The 19,458-nt window shown below is 66.8% G+C and carries 17 protein-coding genes; 11 read left to right on the top strand and 6 right to left on the bottom strand.

Annotated features, from left to right (window positions below; genetic code table 11):
- Positions 1 to 23: 23 nt before the first annotated feature.
- The 4 genes from ACIBZJ_RS39020 to ACIBZJ_RS39005 all read right to left on the bottom strand — a co-directional run bounded on the left by ACIBZJ_RS39020 (position 24) and on the right by ACIBZJ_RS39005 (position 2,968).
- Complete coding sequence (locus tag ACIBZJ_RS39020) at positions 24 to 1,520, bottom strand: hypothetical protein (RefSeq protein ID WP_395938667.1); 1,497 nt, start codon at positions 1,518 to 1,520, stop codon at positions 24 to 26.
- Positions 1,517 to 1,951, bottom strand: a complete 435-nt coding sequence (locus tag ACIBZJ_RS39015) for a hypothetical protein (protein WP_395938666.1) — start codon at positions 1,949 to 1,951, stop codon at positions 1,517 to 1,519. Before ACIBZJ_RS39015 ends, ACIBZJ_RS39020 begins: the two co-directional genes overlap by 4 nt.
- A gap of 129 nt (positions 1,952 to 2,080) precedes the next feature.
- A complete protein-coding gene (locus ACIBZJ_RS39010) occupies positions 2,081 to 2,236 on the bottom strand; it encodes a hypothetical protein (protein WP_395938665.1) in 156 nt (51 codons plus the stop codon).
- Between the two features lie 75 nt (positions 2,237 to 2,311).
- On the bottom strand, positions 2,312 to 2,968 hold the full coding sequence (locus tag ACIBZJ_RS39005) for a hypothetical protein (protein WP_395938664.1): 657 nt from the start codon (positions 2,966 to 2,968) through the stop codon (positions 2,312 to 2,314).
- 446 nt (positions 2,969 to 3,414) lie between these two features.
- Between ACIBZJ_RS39005 and ACIBZJ_RS39000 the strand changes: the two genes are divergently transcribed.
- The 9 genes from ACIBZJ_RS39000 to ACIBZJ_RS38960 all read left to right on the top strand — a co-directional run bounded on the left by ACIBZJ_RS39000 (position 3,415) and on the right by ACIBZJ_RS38960 (position 14,885).
- Positions 3,415 to 4,296 carry a helix-turn-helix domain-containing protein gene (locus tag ACIBZJ_RS39000; RefSeq protein ID WP_395938663.1) on the top strand — a complete coding sequence of 294 codons (882 nt, stop codon included), beginning with the start codon at positions 3,415 to 3,417 and terminating at the stop codon, positions 4,294 to 4,296.
- 562 nt (positions 4,297 to 4,858) lie between these two features.
- Positions 4,859 to 5,062, top strand: a complete 204-nt coding sequence (locus tag ACIBZJ_RS38995; RefSeq protein WP_395938718.1) for a DUF397 domain-containing protein — start codon at positions 4,859 to 4,861, stop codon at positions 5,060 to 5,062.
- 370 nt (positions 5,063 to 5,432) lie between these two features.
- On the top strand, positions 5,433 to 5,762 hold the full coding sequence (locus ACIBZJ_RS38990) for a hypothetical protein (RefSeq protein WP_395938662.1): 330 nt from the start codon (positions 5,433 to 5,435) through the stop codon (positions 5,760 to 5,762).
- 65 nt (positions 5,763 to 5,827) lie between these two features.
- Positions 5,828 to 6,454 (top strand): hypothetical protein, encoded by a 627-nt coding sequence (locus ACIBZJ_RS38985; RefSeq protein ID WP_395938661.1) that lies wholly within the window; start codon positions 5,828 to 5,830, stop codon positions 6,452 to 6,454.
- A gap of 1 nt (position 6,455) precedes the next feature.
- A complete protein-coding gene (locus tag ACIBZJ_RS38980; protein ID WP_395938660.1) occupies positions 6,456 to 7,658 on the top strand; it encodes a hypothetical protein in 1,203 nt (400 codons plus the stop codon).
- 7 nt (positions 7,659 to 7,665) lie between these two features.
- Complete coding sequence (locus tag ACIBZJ_RS38975) at positions 7,666 to 9,138, top strand: SCO6880 family protein (RefSeq protein ID WP_395938659.1); 1,473 nt, start codon at positions 7,666 to 7,668, stop codon at positions 9,136 to 9,138.
- Between the two features lie 13 nt (positions 9,139 to 9,151).
- Positions 9,152 to 10,594 (top strand): hypothetical protein, encoded by a 1,443-nt coding sequence (locus ACIBZJ_RS38970; RefSeq protein WP_395938658.1) that lies wholly within the window; start codon positions 9,152 to 9,154, stop codon positions 10,592 to 10,594.
- Positions 10,595 to 11,199: 605 nt separating this feature from the next.
- Positions 11,200 to 12,507: a type IV secretory system conjugative DNA transfer family protein gene (locus ACIBZJ_RS38965; protein ID WP_395938657.1), complete on the top strand. Its 1,308-nt coding sequence runs from the start codon at positions 11,200 to 11,202 to the stop codon at positions 12,505 to 12,507.
- A 29-nt stretch (positions 12,508 to 12,536) separates the two neighbouring features.
- Entirely contained in the window at positions 12,537 to 14,885 is a 2,349-nt protein-coding gene (locus ACIBZJ_RS38960) for a toprim domain-containing protein (RefSeq protein WP_395938656.1), read from the top strand.
- A gap of 70 nt (positions 14,886 to 14,955) precedes the next feature.
- Here ACIBZJ_RS38960 and ACIBZJ_RS38955 read toward each other — a convergent pair whose 3' ends face one another.
- Together ACIBZJ_RS38955 and ACIBZJ_RS38950 are read right to left on the bottom strand one after the other, a co-directional pair.
- Complete coding sequence (locus ACIBZJ_RS38955) at positions 14,956 to 15,873, bottom strand: hypothetical protein (protein ID WP_395938655.1); 918 nt, start codon at positions 15,871 to 15,873, stop codon at positions 14,956 to 14,958.
- Positions 15,866 to 17,170 carry a glycoside hydrolase family 19 protein gene (locus tag ACIBZJ_RS38950; protein ID WP_395938654.1) on the bottom strand — a complete coding sequence of 435 codons (1,305 nt, stop codon included), beginning with the start codon at positions 17,168 to 17,170 and terminating at the stop codon, positions 15,866 to 15,868. The genes ACIBZJ_RS38955 and ACIBZJ_RS38950 overlap by 8 nt, the downstream gene beginning before the upstream one ends.
- 122 nt (positions 17,171 to 17,292) lie before the next feature.
- On the opposite strand from ACIBZJ_RS38950, the gene ACIBZJ_RS38945 reads away from it, so the two are divergent.
- Together ACIBZJ_RS38945 and ACIBZJ_RS38940 are read left to right on the top strand one after the other, a co-directional pair.
- A complete protein-coding gene (locus ACIBZJ_RS38945; RefSeq protein ID WP_395938653.1) occupies positions 17,293 to 17,466 on the top strand; it encodes a hypothetical protein in 174 nt (57 codons plus the stop codon).
- Between the two features lie 436 nt (positions 17,467 to 17,902).
- Complete coding sequence (locus tag ACIBZJ_RS38940; RefSeq protein WP_395938652.1) at positions 17,903 to 19,228, top strand: helix-turn-helix domain-containing protein; 1,326 nt, start codon at positions 17,903 to 17,905, stop codon at positions 19,226 to 19,228.
- Positions 19,229 to 19,458 lie beyond the last annotated feature (230 nt).

Here is a 19,458-nt window from a genome sequence, read left to right as displayed (position 1 = left end):
CATTGGGTTCGAAGGCCCGTCGATCACCCTCGTCGCCGTCGCGGCTGCGCTGAGGGCTGCGTGGCTGTCGATCGTCGAACCGTCGACGGGGGGATATGCACCAGCGGCGTAGCGAGCGCCTCTTTCGTCACCGCGAGATCGGCGACAGCAGGCAGATGATCGGGTTTGAGGCCGTGATCTCCCAGCTGAGGAAGCACATGAGTAACAAGCTCGCGTAGAGCCTGCCGCAGAACGAGTTGGACACCTCTGATCTGTCGAGAATCGTCGCTCACGGGCTGCCAGCGGGAAGGCGCGGCCTCGTTCGGATAGCGTGTGGACTCTTGCCGGCCGAGAAGGGTGCCCGAGCGTCGGCCAGCAAAGAGCGAGCCTTCGATGACGCGCGTGAAGCGCGGGACGTAGGCGACGGCGACCGCTGTAGCCGCCGCCCATTCATGGATCGAGCTCGGACTCTCTTCGAGTGCCGACAGAATCTCCGAAACTCCCTGGGCGAGCACGGTCGCGCCAGCGTCGTCGTCCGGTGAGGGATGACGGCTCGCAAGATCCGTCAGACGGTGGTGGCACGCGCGCCAGGAATCGAGGACACGGGTGCACGCGGGAGCTACGGCCGGGTGCACGATCCCCGCCAGGAGAGTTAGCCGTGACGCGACGCCGATCGCGGCGCGGGCGTCTGCGATGGTCAGCTCAACGGCGTGTTCCTCCAGCCATCGGCTGTACTCGGTAACACTCCGGCCGAGCGCAGCCGGCGTGCCGGGCTGCTGGATTCGCGGCCGAACGTACGCAGTCAGGTGATCGACGTCGCCAAGCGGAACAGGTCCAAATCGATCCACCAGTTCCTCCGTCAAACGGCGAATGGCGACGGTCTTGTCCCGCCACGCCGCATCCAGCGTCGACGTCAGCCACGCCGTCTTCCCGATGAAGTCGAGCTCGTCGAGCCTGACGACCGGCCGGCCCGAGCGACGCGAGATCCCTTGAAGAAGCGCGGGCGCCAGGCAGTCCTGAGCCGCGAAGCAGCTGTGCACGAACGTCGCTGCATCTGCCAGGATCGTGCGAGTGCTGTCTTGGCTCCACAACGCGAGGACAGGCTCCCTATCGATTGACTTCGGGCTCGTGACGCGGGTTTCCAAGAGATCCCATGCTGCGCCCGCGTAGTCGTGTCCCCTCAGCAGCGAGGCGACGGCGGGATGGTGACCGGCCGGTCGGCTCGCTTTGAAGGCGTCCTCGGAACGAGCCAAGCCGTCCATCGCACGTCCGACCTCCGAGAGCTGCCCCCGCAATGCGCTGATCCTCGTGAGCTCGTCGTCATCGACGTTCGGTACGCGATCGGGCTCATCGACGATGGGCGCCGCGATCGCGAAGGTGCCAAGGACGCGATCAGCACTTCGGCTCACCCGTCCTTGGACGACTGCCAGCCGCACCGCGTCGCGGACGTCGAGGAAGTCCGGCGGCTCGCGTAGCGCGGCCATGACTTCTGCGAGGGCCCGGCCCATCAGCTCGCCATAGGTCGCCGGGCCGCTATTCATGGTCGGGCGCCCGCGCCCGCCTCGATCAGCTTGAGCAGGCTGCGGGTGGTGACGACTGCACAGGAGATCGCCCACTGATCGGCCGCGGACAACAGGTACCGCTGGAGGCCGTCGTTGATGGCGGTCCAGAGCTGGTGCAGGTCGGCGAGCAACTCCACCGTCTCCGGAGGAGACGTCTGCGGCAGGGCGATGGCCGGCGTCTGGTCATTGGCGAAGAAGTCGAGATCGTCGGCTACGGCGATGACAGTTTCGGTGATCGCGATCCAGCGGGCGGCCGCAGTCAGCCCATCAGGCTTGGCCACGATGGCCGCGTGGCGGGACAGCTCGATGCCGGCGCGGGCTGCACTGAGGTCGGCGAACGGGGACGATCGGACGGACTCGGTCGCCGCCCTCAGAGTAGAGTGCCAGTCGAAATCGGGGTCGGGACGCATAGGACGAGGCTCCTCCGCTCGTTATGAATATCTGGCGCTTGCGCCGCGGCCTGTGGACAACGAGGTCGGAGGCGCGCCTGCCCGACGGAGAGTCACCCAACGGGATTAGCAGCGGACGTAGCGAGCTCGCTAGCTGCGGGTTCGGCGCGGAGACGGCCGGACGATCACAGTGGGCTTGATCGCCGGACGCGAACGCTGAATCGCGTTGAGCAGTCGTTGTTGGGCGTGTAGCAGCACGCGTAGCGCGTCGATCTGAAGCTGGATCGCAGGCAGCAGCTCAGACACGGCGACATCCGCATCGGTGTCCGGTGCTGAATCGCTAGGCATGCTTCTCCCCGGTGAGTGAGGCCGGCGTTCTCATCAACGACGCGGCGGGCGAGTGCTGGGCGCGGGCCTGGACGGGACAGAGCCCCGCGCGCGCAGGCCGGGTACAGCGGCTGGAAACGGCCCGCGGGTTGTGTGCTGTTCAGCGATGTCGGACGCTCGCTGAGCCCGCTCGGCCGGCACATAGCTACGTCCCGGCTCTCCCGCGCGCTCGCCGTGCACGTACTCGAAAAGCAGCCGCATCGCCGTGATCGAGGGATCCCGGGTCAGGTCTCGCAGCCGCTTGTAGGCCTGCGACGCGTCTCGCGGCAGGCGAGGGGTGGGACGGCTGTCCAGCTCGACAACCGTCTCCAGAGCGTCGACTCCGTTGCCCGTCTCGATCGCGTTGGCCAACTGGGCAAGCGAGGCGCGGAGCGTAGGTGGCATTCGGTCCGGCGCAATGGCAAGCAACTGGCCGGCGCGCGTAGCGACCTGGTCTAGCCACGGCTTGGTCGGCGCCATCATGGCGAGCGCTAAGGGCACGTACCGAGGATCCGAAGGAGAAGAGGACATCACCTTCTGAATCTCGGTGATCGCGGTCCCGTGCGGCACTGGGCGTCCCGAGGGGAACTCAAGGGTCGCGAGTAGCTGGCCCATGTGCTGATTGAGCTGCCGATGGATGGCGATGCCGTCGACAACGTCGTCGGGCGTCATATCGTCCGCCCTTGGAAGCCTGGACGTTGCTGTCGATGGCACCGACGGACGATCGCTTCGGCAGCCCACCTTGGAACCATCAGCTGGACCATCCTTTGATCCCTCCTCGTCACGGTTGACGCAGTCGACCGTGACGGAGGAGGTCGGCCAGTTAGCACGGGTGCCGGGCACCACCCAATGGCCGCAGGTTGGCCGATCGCCCGCCCGTCGCTGTCCTCCAGGCTTCCGAGCCCTCTTGCCAAGGGTTCTTCTAACCTTCAACACGCTGAGTCGCTCGTAGCTGACGGCCTAAAGGCTGTGCATCCAGACGATGTACAGTAAAAAGCGAGCTCGCTCCTGGCTGTGCAGCAGGCCGCAACCCAGCGCCGTCCGCGTCGTAGCACCAGGAGGCACCGACGCTCGACCTCGACTACTACTAGATCGATTAAGGAGAGGAAGCGTCCCCCATGGACGAAGCGGACCCGACCGTACTGAAGCGAATACTCTTGGCCGAGCTACATGAGCTTCGCCTCGGTTCGCTACGGACGCAGCGACAGGTAGCAGCGGCGATGGAGTGGTCAGTATCGAAGGTTCTACGTGTCGAGTCTGGTGCGGTGCGGATAACCACACATGACCTGCGCGGTCTCCTACGACTTTATGGCGTAACCGAAGAAGAACAAGAACGGTATATCGACATGAATCGCAACGCCATGAAGCGCGAAGGATGGAGCGCATACGGCTCGGTCTTCGACACATACTTCGTTTCGTACCTCGGACTGGAAGGAGTGGCGTCGATCGCGCGCTACTGGGAGACCACCGTGTTTCCCGGTCTCCTCCAAACTGGAGACTATGCGCGGGCGGTCGTAAACCCAGACGAGTCACTTGATCGTCGTGAGCTGCGAACTCAGGCCCGTCTCGATCGTCAAGAAATATTGCACGAGGCAGAGAAAAAGTTTTTCTTCCTAGTCGACGAATCCGTATTTTATCGAACAGTTGGTAGCCCAGGAGTCATGATTACTCAACTCGAGTACATCAGAAAGGTATGCGCAGAGAATCCGAACGTCGACTTCCGCGTCGTTCTATTTAATACTGGGCTTCATCCAGGAACTGAAGGGCCCTGCACGGTCCTAGAGTTCACAGACCCTCGACTCGGGATGGTCGCGTACCTCGAAAATTCCCGCCGGGACTCCGCCAGCAGCCTTCGGGACGACCCACAAGAGGCATCGAAATACCTAGACCGGTTTTTCAAGTTGGAAGACATTGCTTGCAGCCAGAAATTCACTCTCGAGCTTGTAGAGCGGAGAATCGCGGAACTCGAAAGCGAGGAGAATGCCAAACGATCAGCATAGTAGACGGGGCTCGCGCCTCCTACGCTACCAACGAACAAGGCGCGAACCCCTCCCCTGGACCCTGATAACGGACCCAAGGAGACCAGCATGCCTGTTCCCCTGCATGAAGGCTACCCTTCGACAGCGTTTGCAACCGAGTCGCCGAGCATCCCTCAGTGGGGTCGGCGATGAGCGAGCCCTCGCATGACCGTCCTGACCTGTTCACGCTGCGCACCGTGGTAATCCTCCTCGGTGGTGCAGTCATTGGCATAACCATTGGTGCACTCACATTTCTGGCGGGACAGCACGTCGCTGCAGCTGTAATCGCCGGAGTCTTCGCAGCCGGCGCCTCGATCTACGGCCTCCACCAGGTAATTGGCCACCAGTAAGGCGCGAACGTATGTAGCGCCCGCGATCATGCGTCGCGGGCTCTACTCTGCAACAGATGCTTCTTTGCCCACCGGCAGGCTTCGAATACATCTGACCCGCTCGCTGCTGCGACTTGACTATCGGACCGTCCACGCTCGGCAATCTGCGCTTTTTCCTCTACCCTCTTAGTACTTACGACTTGGGGGCAGACGTGATGGATGTTGACTTAGCGGCACTTGAGTGGCGAAAAAGCTCATCCAGCGTGGACCAAGGCTGCGTTGAGATAGCTGTCCACGGCGCGCATGTCATGGTTCGGGACTCCAAGAGCCCTTCTGCCACGGTTTTAGGCGTCAATCGCCGGCAATGGCTAGAATTTCTGGATGCTGTTCGGACCGACGAATGGCAACTAAGCCGCTGACCTTGCCAAAGACCAGCACGAGCGCCTTTAGGGTCTCGGCGTTTCGCGCCGAAGACCTCCGCGCCGCTCATTGGGATCGAATGGACCGGCCGGCAGCGGCTGGCCGATCACGGTCCTGCTAGCAGGTGGCGCAACTGCGATCGGGCGGGGACGTGTCTCAGCCGCTACAAGGCACGGAGAGCATCGATGCATATGAGCCGGCTACCTCAACTGCTGCGGTTCGACAACGAGTTGCAGCCACACATGTAGAGGCTCGCTATCCCAGCAGCGCGAAGATTCCCAGGCGACTAGCGATCTAGCTACGTCACAAGAAGCACCGTTCGCCTCGCACGCCGCGACGAAATCCGCGGCATCCACCGCGGGAGGAACGGTGCTCATCTCGACTCTGGCCGACCACGGCCATCAAGCCATCAGCGCAGTGTTCGCCGCGCCGATGGCCACGCCCGATCCGGGCATCCCCAACCCACCCCCATCCGAGATCCCCGGCCTCGGTCCCGTCCTCGGAAAGTTCATCAGCTGGGCGAAGTGGACCATCCGCGGCGCCGGCGTCCTCGGCATCCTCTGGTGCTGCGGAATGATGATCTTCGGCCGCCGGAACCGCTCCGCACTCGCGGTCGACGGCGCGATCGGACTCCCGTGGGTCCTAGGCGGCGTCAGCATCGCGGCCATCGCCGCGACATTGGTCGGATCGGTGCTCTAGTGCAGCGCGCCAATCACCAGCCCACGGCAGCCCTCCGCCGCATAGGCATCATCGCGCTCATCCTTGTGTGCGCCGCGGCTATCACCCTTGCCGCCACGACCTTCATCAGTGACGATCACGGCGAGTTCCCCCGAGCACCGAAGGCATCGGCGTCCCGGACGCCCACCGACGTCGAGCTGGCCGGCACACGCCTTCCGGTCTCCCACACTGCCGGGCCACGCGTCCTCGACAGCGGTCTCGCTCGGGGCTTCAGCCACAGCGCCGAAGGCGCTGCCTACGCCGCACTCCACCTAAGCATCCGCGTCACCCCGGAGGTCGGACCAGACGTCTACGGTCCGACGCTCAGCACCCAGGTGGTCGGCAACGACGTGGCCGCGCTGCGCGCGGTAGTCGACGAGGAGTACTCGCGGCTACGCGAGAACTACGACGTTCCGTACGGGCGCCCGGCCGGCAGCGTCCGAGCTACCGCTCTGGGCTACCAGGTCGACGCCGTCGACGAGCATGCCGCCGCTGTCCGACTCCTTCTCGAGGCGCTGGACGCGAACAACGACTCCGGGCTCGTCACGTTCGCGATTCAGCTGACCTGGTTCCACAACGACTGGGCATTGGTGGCACCAGCCCATGGCGACTGGTCGCCGATGGTCGGCCGCGTCTACTCCCGCATCGGCTACACCTCGTTCGCGGACGCGTAGCGTGTGCCCGAGCGGTGGCTGGGGCGGTCTGGCGTGCGACGTCGGCGGCAAGGTCGCCGAGCAGGCAGCCGACGGCACGCTGAGCGGAGTCGCGCACGCCGTCACGACGGCGATCGCCTGGGTCGCTGCGTGGATGGCGACCTGGTGGCTCGGCCTACCGAGCTTCACCTCAGATACGTCGTACGACCTGCAGAGCTGGGTCTTGCCGATCACCGCTGCGGTCGCGGTCGGCAGCGTGATGTGGCAGGGCCTGCAGATGATCGTGTCCCGGCGTCCCGAGCCGATCTTTCAAATCGTCCGCACCCTCTGGTCAACCGTGCTCTGGGGCGCGGTCGGCGTCGCCGGCACGCACATGGTGCTCCGCGCAAGTGACGGTTTCTCGCTCTGGGTGCTGCAGCAGTCGATGGGTCAGGTCACCGAGCAAGGGCTGACCGACCGGTTCGCCGCGCTCCTGATCCCGGCGCGGGTGATGCCCGATGGCGCGGTCACGCTCATCGGCGCGCTCGTTCTCATAGCGAGTTTCGTCCAGGCGTTACTCATGTTCTTCCGCGAAGCGAGCCTCGTCATTCTCGCCGGGCTTCTGCAGCTCGCTGCATCCGGCGGAGGCAGCCAGATGACGAGCGGCTGGCGGCAGAAGGTGCTGTCGTGGAGCCTCGCACTGGCCACGTACAAGGCGGTCGCCGCGCTGATTTACAGCGTCGCGTTTCTGCTCATCGGGCCTTCGGACGACAACGACCCACGGTCGTTCTTCATGGGCGTCACGGTGCTGGCTCTCGCTTTGCTGGCCATGCCGCTCCTGGTGCGGCTCTTCTCTTGGACGACTGGCTCGCTGCAGAGCGGCGGTGGCGGCGGACTCGGCCTGCTGGCCACCGCTGGTGCCGGCGGCATACACGCGACAGCGTCGCTACGCGGCGCCGGAGAACGCGGAATCAACGACTACGCGCGGTATCTGGAGTCGAGTCTCGAGCCGGCGTCCTCCGGTGCGGCGTCGCCCAGGATGCCGACCTTTCAAGACCCTGCCGGTAGTCGCGGCGCGCCGGCCGCTCCTTCCCCGGCGGCCGACGCGCCGCCCGGCGGGGCCGCAGCGGGCGCCGGCGGCGCATCCGCGGCTGCGGCTATTGCGCAGCAGACCGCCGCGGCAGCCCGAGCGGCAGCCGAGCGAGCCGGTCGAGCGATGACTGACCCACCCGACGAAACGAGGTAACCGAACTATGTCCAGCGAACCAGCCGCTTCTGCACGGACTTACGGCGGATGGCGCCGTAGCCGCAGCATGGGGCTGTGGGGCCTCGGGCCTGCCCACACTCTCGTCGTGCTCGGCGCGATCCTCGCGGTGGTCGCAGCCGGATCGATCTCCGCCGCCGCGATGGCCGTCGCCGCCGTCCCCGCGACGGGCGTCGTCGCGCTTCTCGTCGCACGCTGGAACGGCACGCCGCTGCTCAGCGCGCTCTCACAACAGCTGCGCTGGGCTTGGGGCCAAGCCCGCGGCCGCACGTCCTACCGAGCTGGTGTCACCGCAGACGGCCCGCACGCTTGGATGCTGCCAGGCGTCCTGGCAGCGACCGAACTGCTCGCCGTCGACGACGCGGCCGGACCGTTCGGTCTGGTCCGCCATCGCCGGAGCGGAACGTTGACCGCGACGCTGCGCGTCGCACCAACCTCGACCTGGCTCGTCGACCGAGACCAGTCGGACGCCTGGGTCGCTAACTGGGGTGCTTGGCTCGCCGGCCTCGGTTATCAACCGATGGTTCGGTGGGCGGCCATCACCGTCACTGCCCTACCCGCCTCGAGCGTCCGCCTTCCGAGTCAGCTGGCTGCGCAGCTTGTGCCGGGCGCCTCGGCCGCCGCGGCGCATCTCCTACGCCGCGTCGCCAGCAGCACTGCTGAGACCGCGGCCGAGGTCCGCACCGAAGTCTCAATCACCTTCGACCCCGCCGGAACCGCGACGAAGCTCGACGCCGACGCCGTCGCCGAGGTGACCCGCCAGCTGCCGGGCCTGGAGAGTGCGCTCGGCAGCTGCGGTCTCACACTGCTCGGTCGCGCCACCGCGCCGGAACTGGCCGCGATCGTTCGGAGCTCCTTTGACCCCGGTGCACGTGACGACCTCGAACGTCTCGACGGCGCCGATCAAAGGCTCGTCGACTGGGCCACAGCAGGTCCGATCGCTGCAGACGAGGAATACGGGCGCTACCGGCACGACTCCGGGTTGAGCGTGTCCTGGGCTTGGCAAGAGGCTCCCCGGCAGCACGTCCACGCCGAAGTCCTGGCGCGTCTGCTGGCGCCTACCACCTACCGCAAGCGCGTCACCCTGGTCTACCGACCGTTAGCGGCTGCGGAAGCGGCGAAGGTCGTCGACCGAGAGGTCAACGCAGCCGTCTTCCGGTCCGCGCTGCGCGCGGCACAACGCCGTGACGCGAACGCGCGGGACAGAGCTGACCACGACCGAGCCTTGCGTGCTGCCGGAGAAGAAGCCGTAGGTGCGGGGATCGGACTGATGAGCCTTTTCGTCACCGTCACGGCTCTGCACCCCGATGAGCTCGACGGCGCGGTCGCAGATGTCGAGGCGCGTGCGGACGTCGCGCGGATTCGTCTCCGGCGCCTCTGGGCGAGCCAGGCGGCTGGGTTCGCGACGACCCTTCCCTGCGGCCTATGCCCCGCGCAGCTCGCCACGACCTGGCCCCGCTGAATCCGGAGGAGACATGAACGCGATCCCACCGATGTGGGGATGGCGAGGCGCCACTGGCGGCCGCGCCGGCCACGTCGCCGCCGGCGTCGAATACCAGGGCACGAGCGTGCAGCTATGCGGCCTGTTTCCGTTCGTCGCCGGTTCTGGTTCCCCCACGCTCGGCATTCCGGTGGGGCGGCACATGCTATTCGGCGAACCCGTCTGCCTCGATCCCTTGCTCTGGGCGGACGCCGGGCTGGTCACGAATCCGGGCATGTTCGTGCTCGGACAGCCCGGCGTCGGAAAGAGCGCGCTGGTCAAACGACTGCTGACGGGAAGCGTCGCGTTCGGGCGGACGGCGCTGATCGTCGGCGACACGAAGCCGGACTACACACGAATCGTCGAGCACCTCGGCGGGCAGGTCATCCGGGTCGGCCGCGGCCTCGACCGGATCAACCCGCTCGACAGCGGACCGCTCGGCACCGCGCTCAGACGCCTCCCGGCTGCGGCAGCCGATCAGCTCCGTCTGGAGATCCGCGGTCGGCGTCTGGCGCTGCTGCTTGCGCTGTGCACGCTGGTCCGCGGTACCCGCATACACAACGCCGAGGAGGTTCTGCTCGGTCGAGTCATTGACCTACTGAGCGACCGCCTGCCGCGAGACCCGACGATCCCGGACGTTCTTGCGTTGCTCGAGGAAGGCCCCGACGAACTGCGATCCGCGGCGAGGATCGGAGGCGAAGCCGACTACCGCGCCCGGGCCGCCGATCTCGTTCCCACGCTCGCGCTGCTTTGCGACGGAACGCTCAGGGGCGTCTTCGACGGCCCGACGACGACGCCAATCGACCTCGACGCGCCCGCGGTCTCCGTGGACATCTCCCGGATCGCGCTGGCCGGCGACCAACTCGTCGCCGCAGCAATGCTGTCGGTATGGAGCTTCGGCTTCGCCACCGTTGATGCCACCGCGGCGCTCGCCGACGCAGGACTCGCACCGCGCCGACAGTGGTTGGCCGTCATGGACGAGCTGTGGCGCGCGCTGCGCGGCGCTCCTGGCCTGGTTGACCATGCGGACGCCCTGACGCGGCTAAATCGGCAGCGTGGCGTCGCGTCCCTGATGATCACGCACAGCCTGGATGACCTCGAGGCGTTGCCCACGCAGGAGGACCGCGCCAAGGCACGCGGCTTTGTCGAGCGATCCGCGATCGTCGTACTCGCCGCCCTCTCCGCTCGCGAGTTGGAGCGCGTCAGCCTCATCACCCGCCTGTCGGCACCCGAGCGCGAACTCGTCGCGTCATGGGCGTCGCCGGACGTACTGCGCCCCGGGATCCGGCACCCGGGCCGCGGTCGGTATCTAATCAAAACGGGCGAGGGGCCGGGGCTTCCAGTCACGTTGACCCTCGTCGATGAAGAACTCCGCCTCTACGACACCGACGCAGCGATCCGACAGATCACACGTTCGTCATTCGGAAGAGACACGTGAACGGCCCGCCACCAGTGCCGATCTCTCCTCGGGGTGGAGGCGCCGCTCTGCTGGGTCCGTCCCTGCTGCTCGGGGTCGTTTGGGCAGCAATCGCCATGGCTTGGCTGGCATGGGTAGCCGGCCGCACCGTCGGCGTCCTGATCGGCGCTCCCCCCGGGCCAGGGTTTGGAACCGAGTTCGCTCAGCTCCTGCTGTCCGGCGACTGGAGCTCGGCCTATCCCGGGCTACCGCCTCTCGGCGTCGGGGTCATATCCGCGATGTTGATCGGTGGGGCTGCCGCTCCAATCTTCGTCGCCGGATCATGGTGGCAGCGCCACCGTCGGTCGGCCGACGACCCGCTGCCGTCGCTGGCGCGCCCTCCAGATGTCGCTGAGCTCGCGGCAGCCGGCGCAGCAGCGCGCGCAATCCGCCTACGTCCAACACTCGGCGAGCTGACGAGACAGCAACTTACGCCGGAGGCCACCGGACTGGCTCTCGGCCGACTCCGCCATACCCAGTTGCTAGGTGGAGCCACCGACGGACCGATCCTGCGCGCGTCTTGGGAGGACGGAGTTCTCGCCCTGATGGGTCCCCGGTCCGGCAAGACCACGTCTCTTGCCGTCCCGATGGTGCTCGACGCGCCAGGCGCAGTTCTGGCGACATCCAACCGCGCCGATCTCTGGGCCACGACCCAGGCTGCGCGCGCTCGCCGCGGCAACGTCTGGCTGTTCGATCCGCAAGGAATCACCAGGCAGTCCCAGACCTGGTGGTGGGATCCGCTCGCTGGGCTCGCCTCGGTGGAGGACGCATCACGTCTCGCCGCGCATTTCGTCCAACCCATCCGGGGCAGCCGCAATAGCGACTTCTGGCTCGCCGCGGCCGAGGATCTCCTCACTGCACTGTTCCTCGCCGCTGCCGGATCCGGCTCACTCGAGGACGTCCAGAACTGGCTGAGTGACCCCAGCGCCGAAGAACCCATCCGCGCTCTGCGGCGCCGCGGCTGGACCCAGACCGCGCGATCGCTGCGCGGCCGGCAGGAAGGCGCCGTCGAGACCCGGGACGGCATCTGGGAGACCGCACGGACCGCAGCTCGCTGCCTGCAGGATCCGGTCGTGATGGCCTGGGTCACGCCTACATCTGCCGCCGAGCTGCGACGATTCGACCCGGGTGAGTTCCCGACGAGCACCGACACCCTCTTCTTGCTGAGCAAGGACGGCGCTGGTTCCTCGGCGCCGCTGGTAGCCGGACTCACTGACCAGGTCCTGCGTCGCGGTGTTCGTACCGCCGAGACCTGCGGTGGGCGCCTCGACCCTCCCTTGGTCGCGGTGCTCGACGAGGCCGCGAACATCTGCCCTATCGCTGACTTGCCGCAGCTCTACTCGCACTACGGCGGTCGCGGAATCGACCTCGTCACCATCCTCCAGAACTACGCCCAGGGAACGGGGGTCTGGGGCGACCGTGGCATGGCGACTCTCTGGGCGGCCAGCACCATCAAACTCATCGGCGCCGGCATCGATGACCCGAGATTCACCTCCGAGATCTCGGCACTCATCGGAGAGCACGACGTCGCCACCGCGTCGTTCTCCCGCGACCCGTACGGAACCTCGACCCGCCAGGTCTCGACCCGGCGCCAACGGGTGTTGGGGCCGGAAGACGTACGGCGCATCGAGCGCGGCTGGGCAATCCTGCTCGCGGTTGGATGCCGGCCCGCATTGGTTCGGCTCCTGCCCTGGTATCGCGGTCCGCGGGCGGCTGAGCTCGCCGCCGCCACCGCAGCATCGGTGCGCTCGATCACCGAGGCGGGGACCATCGCGCCGGACGGCCCGTACTCGGTGCTCCCCGGCGACAGCGGGCAGGGGCAAATCAGCGACGCAGCCAAGGTCGCGCGCTACCTACGGGAGTACCTGGACCAGCGACCTGGCCTACGCCCGTGAGCGCCCCGGGAGCCGATCCACTGGCACGGATGCGAGCGGCCTTCGCCATCGCAACCGACTTCTACGTTGCACGTCTCACCCAGCGCGAGGCAGCACCCGCCCGCCGATACCTATCGAGCCGAGCAATTCCAGTGAGCGTCGCTCGCGAGGCTCCGTGGCGTGTCGGGTACGCCCTGGAAGCGCGTAACGCGCTCTACGCGCACCTCCTTCGACATGGGTTCGGTGAGGAAGACGTCCTTGACGCCGGCCTGGCCTTTCGCGGTCGCCGCGGCGGCCTGGTCGACCTCTTCCGCGGTCGCGTTGTCTTCCCGGTGCGCGACGCCGACGGTTACGTCGTCAGCTTTCTCGGGCGGGTTCCTGACGACTCGAAGGTGGATGCTGCCAATCCGAAGTGGATGAACACGAGAAATACCCTGCTGTACACGAAGTCGCAGATCCTGTATGGCCTAGCTGAGCAGCTTCATCGCTATGCCGAACCACGCGCCGTACTAGTCGTCGAGGGACCGTCGGACGTGATGGCGGTCGCCCGGCTCCCCGAACCGTGGCTTGTCGTCGCCCCATGCGGCACCGCGCTCACTAGTGCCCACCTCGCGACACTTACCCGCGCAGTCCCCGCCAAGACGCCCCTCCTGCTGGCGTTCGACGGTGATGCAAGTGGTCAGAAGGCAGCAGCTCAGGCGTACGAATTGGTCCGCGGCTGGGTCGGCCCGGTTGACGCCGTAGTCCTGCCGCCGAAGCACGATCCCGCATCGCTCGTCGCTGCCGTAGGACCACGGCGTGCCGTCGAACAGCTCGTGGCGACGCGCCGGCCGCTCATCGACCTTCCGTTTGAGAACCGGATCGCGGGCCACCGGCTCGACGAGATCGAAGGCCGAGTCATGGCGATGCGCGCTGGCGCCGCCTTCCTCCGAGACGTCGCTGACCATGTGCCTCGGGACCACACCCACGTTGAGCGCCTGACCCTGGATCTCGCACGGAGGGCAGGCATCAACCCGGTCCGTGTGGTCCAGACGATGTTCCCGCCCGACGAGCCGAAGGACTCCACCGAGAGCAGTGCTGCGAACGCGGCCGCCAACCCTCGCGAGCCGCCGCAACACGCCGCTGAGTGCCCAGGTGGCGCCTGTGGCTGCAGCGAGTGGAATTGGTATAGCCGATACGCCAGCCGCCCCGAACTCGTTCGCATCGATGGCGTGCTCTACCTCGTCAAATATGGAAGCTCGGCAAACCGAGACCGGCGTCGCCAGGCGATCAGATATTCGAACGGCAGAACCGTCACCGTGGATCTCCATGCCGTTGGCACTGTGCCGGAGGCCTGGCGTCAGTGGCTTCCGAACAATGCCGGGTTCGGCAATTCGACACCCGACCGCCAGGAGACACGGAAGTCAGCCGCCGCAACGCCCGACCTGAGGACCACCGGACACGACTATGCGCATCGCGCACCCGCCACCGGGCCCTCGGCAATCCGCGTTCAGCACAACCCTGACACGGGTCATACCGCGTGGGTCGTTGCTACTGCGACAACCGCCACTCCTCGCGCGCGGCGCGCGGCGCGCTACCTGGCGGAAGTCGCCGTCCGCGCCGCCGTCCTGGTTGGCGCCGAGCAAGCAGTATCGATCGCACGAGAAGCGCTCCTGGATACCAAGGAACCGAGCCGCGCGGACGCCGCTCTCACCGTCGTCACCACGTTCGACGGACCACACCCCGCACCCGGCTCTGGCAAATTCACGGTGGCATCCGCCGGCGACAACCATTCACACGCCCTCATACAGGGATCGCTGCTCTCACTCAGCGACCCCAGCGATGACGTCGGCGGCTTCACCTACCGCACAGAGCCGGGCGACACCGCCGCCGGACTGGCTACTCGCTTTTTGGGCGATGCCAGCCGCGAGCACCAGTTCCAGCAGGGCATTTCTGACGCAAGACTGCGGCCGATCTACCAGCTGCCGGCTGACGCCATTGACCACGGAGCCCGCACCGGCGCGACCGGCCCTTCACCTGAGCCGGACCCCGCCAGCGCCCGGCCCGCTTCCGGAATTCGGCACGGCTCGACGCGAGCAGTGGTGCTCAGCCAGACACCGGAAGCCATCGTTGTTACCGACCGAACGCTCGCCGCTTCGCCGGCGAGCGTTCGGCTACGCACACACCTAACACCCGACCGAGGGCCTGCAGAGTCGCCTGTCGGGCGACGAGCCGCTGATTACATCGACTCCCCCGACTACCCGGCCGACTCGGCCGCGCTCGTCATCCGACCCCGGCCGGCCGATCCCCCTGATCCTGCAAGGGAGACGGGCGCAGAATTCCGACCGGGAGTCACACCATCCCGAACAGCTCGCCGAGCAGATACTTCACCCTCAACAGGGCCCCCAATGCGACGGTAGCGACGTGTGAGGTAACCGCCGCACGGAGCGCATCGGTTCGGACTTCCCGTTTCCTCCACGGACGGTCAGTTCACGGACGGTTGTCAACGAGCGCGCACAGGTCCAGTTCGCTGGGCCCGTTGTCGACGGGATGGAAGGCGTTGCTGATTGTCGTGAGCAGGTCGTCGCCGGTGGGCGGCCGATTGACGTAGAACCCGATCGGCTTCCCCGCGGTGTTGGTCACGCGCAGCGTGTAGCGGCCGCCAGGAGTGACCTGCACCTCATGGTCAAAACGGCCTTCGGAGGTGCGATTGTTCGAGGTATCCACGACTGCGGCGCCCAGCGTCTGGCCGCCGTCGAGTATCTCCAGTGTCAGGGTGCCGAAGCTGCTGCCGTCGGCACCGCATCCGCCGCTGAGCTGAGGGTTGCAGCCGGCGATCACACCGCCCCAGGTAACGGTGGGCGTCGCTGCGATGAAGTCCTGGCTGATGCTGCCTCCAGCGCGCAGCACCCGGTCGACCGCACCCTCGCCCGCGCCGAGGTTGTAGGACGTGCGCACTGCGACCCGCTCCGGGTCGGTCGGTGGGATCTCGGCACCCGACGCAGAGGATGGTGACGTCGGACGCGTCCGACGATCAGCCCCGGTGGGGACTGACCTGGAAGGTGCGGGATCGATGGTCGGCCCGGTGCTGGTGGACGGAGTGACCGACTCGGCGGGAGAGTGCGCCACGCCTCCGGGGCCGCGTCTGGTGGGGGCGGTCAGGTCGAAGTAGTCCCGAGCGAGCGCCGCCATCGCAATCAGGGTGCCCACCACGGTCAGGATGAGGCCAAGCGTTGCCGCGTCGCGGATGCGAGAGCGCCGCTTACGCGGAGCGGGCGCCCGGTGCGCACCACCGGCCTCCGTCCGAGCGGAACTCTCTGCAGCTGGCCCCGTTTTGCCGATGCTCGAATCGTCGCCACCCGGATTACCGGTGGTCGGGTCCTCGGGGGTGGCCGCGTCCTCAGCCACAGTCGGCCTGCTCGGACACGGAGTTATCGCGGTAGTAGTAGTAGTAGTAGTAGTCCAGGACCTTCTTGAAGTCGGCGCAACGCGCCCGGAGGGTGGCGGGGGGCGCCGCAGCACCGTTGACCGCCCGGGTGACCGCGTTCATGTCCAAGCTGTCGGCGAGCCGGTTCAGGTCGTGGGTCTCAGTCCAGTACCAAGTCGCGATCGACGCGCTAAAGGCAAGGCTACGGGCGTCGTCGGGATGACCGGCGAAGTCGCGGCCGAACCGCCAGCCCGCAGCATCGTAGTTAGCACGGTGGGTCAGCTGGATGTAGCCGCGGCCGCAGTACGGGTAGTAGGTACGAGTGGTGGCGGTACAGCCGCCCTCCAGCGCGTTGTATCGGAATCCGCTCTCGGTACGCAGCGTCGCAAGGAACGCCGCGATACGTGGCGGGCTGGTGATCTCGGCCTGCTGCATCGCAGCGTTCAAAGACGGCAGGCCCTCGCTGACTACCGCCGATCGGGCACCGAACACCGTGCTGAGCAGGTCAGCGGTGACGGCGGGATCCACCGGCGCGGGCCGCGGGTCCGGACCGGAGTAGATGACTCGCCCCGCATACCCCGCATCACCGAAGGCGAAGACGCCGCCGTCGAGGGCGAGCGTCCGGTAACCCTCACGCGTACTGGCGATCCCAACCATCGGCCGCGACAGTGAGCTGCCGCCCATCGAGCCGTGAAACTGCGCATCCCCGAACGCGAACACCCCGCCGTCGGAAGCCACCAGCCAGTACCCGCCCCCGGTCGGCGCCGCCGCGATCCCCACCACCGGCGCCAGGCCCAGATCGGTGGCCGAACCCTCAAAAGCAGCGTCGCCAAAGGCGAATACGCCGCCGTCGGCCCCCACTAGCAGGTAGCCGCTGCCCGACGGCGTAGCGGCGATCCCGACGACCGCAGCATTCAAAGGCTGACCCGCCATCGAGCCGTGGAACTGGGCGTCGCCGTAGGCGAACACTCCGCCATCGGCCGCGACCAACCAGTACCCGCGGCCGGAGGGCGTCGCCGCGATCCCCACCACCGGCGCAGCCAGCCCTACCCCGGTGGCTGCTCCGTAGAACTCGGCGTCGCCGTAGGCGAACACACCGCCGTCGGCTGCAGCCAGCCAATAGCCATCTCCCGGGGTCGCCGCGAGCCCGACCGCCGGCGCGGCAAGCCGGGCCCCGCCCATCGAACCGTGGAAGCGCGCGGCGCCGAACGAGAAGATTCCGCCGTCTGCCGCTGCCAGCCAATAGCCGTCACCGGCCGGCGTTGATGCGATCGCCACGGGAGCGCCGTTGCTGCCTGGAGCGTCCTCCGCCGCCTGCGACGATCCAGTGGTTGAGACCCATAAAGCGAATACCGCAAGCAGAGCCAGCGCACCGAGCAGCGCCGAAGGGAGTGAGTAATGTGGACGGCGATGCGCGCCGGCGCGACGCGTCGTTGAAGATGGCATTGTCATCTAATTTCTTTTCCGGCGCAGCAGTCATCGCGGCGCACACAGATGGGATCGTGAGCCCGTGGTCGCGCCCGAATTCGATCCGCTGGCTCGCCGCGGATGCTGCCAGCGCACAACGCGTGTGACCCAATTGACATACGGACGAGCGCCGCGTCAATATCCAGGCTGTCCTGCGCAAATGTCGAGGGCGGTCGTGCCTATGGGCCGCGCGCACCAAACACCTCGACCATCCGGACAGCCGCGTGCAGCGCTATCGACCCAGCGAAAGGTGGCTACTGCAACCGCTCCCGCCTCTACTGCCCCAGTCGCGCCTCAGACATCTTGCTTCGATGCACCGAAGGTCGATTCGTCAGCGGACCAGGCTGCTTGCCTCGTCCTGCTCGCCGGCCGCTCTGCCGAGCGGACACGTAGGCGGACGCCGGTTGCACCTCACGGGACGACCTGATCGTCTCGCCTCGTAGCGCCGCAGAAATGAGCGAGCGGTCATGCTCCCCATTACAACTTCGGCTGGTCTGGCATCAGCAACTCGCGTCGCGTTCGCTCGTCCGGCACAGTGACGCCGTGCAGCCGATTCGCCTGTCCGCGCTGACCTCGCGTTGGCTACCCCGGACCGAGGAAGACCTAAAGCAGGCCATCCACGACGGCCTCCTGACCGAATCTCATTACTTCGATGCCAAGCGCGAGCTGTCCCCTGGCAAGGGCAGCAATAAGGAGCTGGCGCGCGACCTCGCTTCCTTCGCCGTTGACGGCGGCACCCTCGCCATCGGGATTGAGGAGGACAAAACCAACAGAACGATGATGCTGGCCCCACAGCCGCTTAAGGGCCTGGCGGAGAAAGTGGACCAGATCGCCCGCAGCACGCTGATCGACCCGCCCCTGCCAGTGAGCGTCCGAGAGATCGGCTCGGCCGCTGACCCGGCCCGCGGTTACCTGCTCGTGGAGATACCAGCCAGCCCGGACGCCCCGCACATGGTCGACGGCCGGTACTACGGGCGGTCAGATACCACGAAGATCGTCCTGTCCGATCTAGAGATCCGGCGTCTCCACGAGCGGCGCCGGCTCACCAAGGATGATGCCCTCGCCCTCCTGCAGTACGAGATCGACCGCGACCCGATCCCGGCCGCCCGCCGCAATCAGTCGCACCTGTTCCTGGTCGCGCAGCCGATCAACGGGCACCCAGAACTGCTACTCGACGTCGTCGCCGACGGCCCGTTCAGCGACAAGGTCAACCGAATTATCGACGCCGGGAGCACCAGCGACATCGAGACGGTACTTGCGAAGGTGGGCGGATCCACGAACGAGTTCCGGATCGTGTACCCCGACCTGACCGGACTGCATCTGGGCCGAGGGGCGCCGCGGGCCGACGGGATCGCCCGCACCAACCATTATCTCGGTTCTGGCCGCGGCCTACAGACTGCAACAGGCGAAGACGCCCTTGAGTTGGAGATCCGGGAGGACGGCGGTCTGCGCGTCTTCTTCGGTCGATTCAGCATCCTGGTGCGGGATCCCCTCGGCGACACCGCCCCTGCCCAGGTCGTATACGACATCGCTGCGGTCGCCTCCGTCCGCCGCTTCCTCGGGATGGTCGCGGCTTCGGCTTCTGAGGCTGGATACCTTGGCAGTTGGGCCTTGGCAGTCGCCGCCACCGACCTGCGTGGCAAGCCGACTTTCCTCCGCGGTGACTTTCGGCTCGACTTCGACGACGCGCCTCTCTACACCGACGATGTCTACCGGCGTGCAGTCCTCGTCACCCGCGCCCAACTGCTCCAGCGTCCCGGCGCGATCACCAAACAGCTCGTCGGTGCACTCCTCCGCGCGATGGGCACGACCGCCCGGTATCAAGGCGTACTGTCAGACTTGGAACCACCGGCAATTGACGAGTCATAAGACGACACAGGCCGACTGGGTCCCGCTGTCAATGCCCAAGAAGGCGAATCCCGAATCCCCGCCAGACAGCGCTTGGGCCCCCTCCCAACGAACCGCTGACCGAACGGACGGCCTCGGTGGTCCGCTTAGTTAAATCCGCGCTCCGCACGTTGCTTCCTTCCCCCGCCCGCATCTCGTTTGATCTCTCGGATGCTCAGATGAAGGGCGAACCGGGCTGCGGCATTGGGGGA

Source organism: Cryptosporangium sp. NPDC051539 (assembly GCF_044454545.1).
Lineage (GTDB): Bacteria > Actinomycetota > Actinomycetes > Mycobacteriales > Cryptosporangiaceae > Cryptosporangium.
This window is presented reverse-complemented; position numbering and strand designations above follow the sequence as displayed.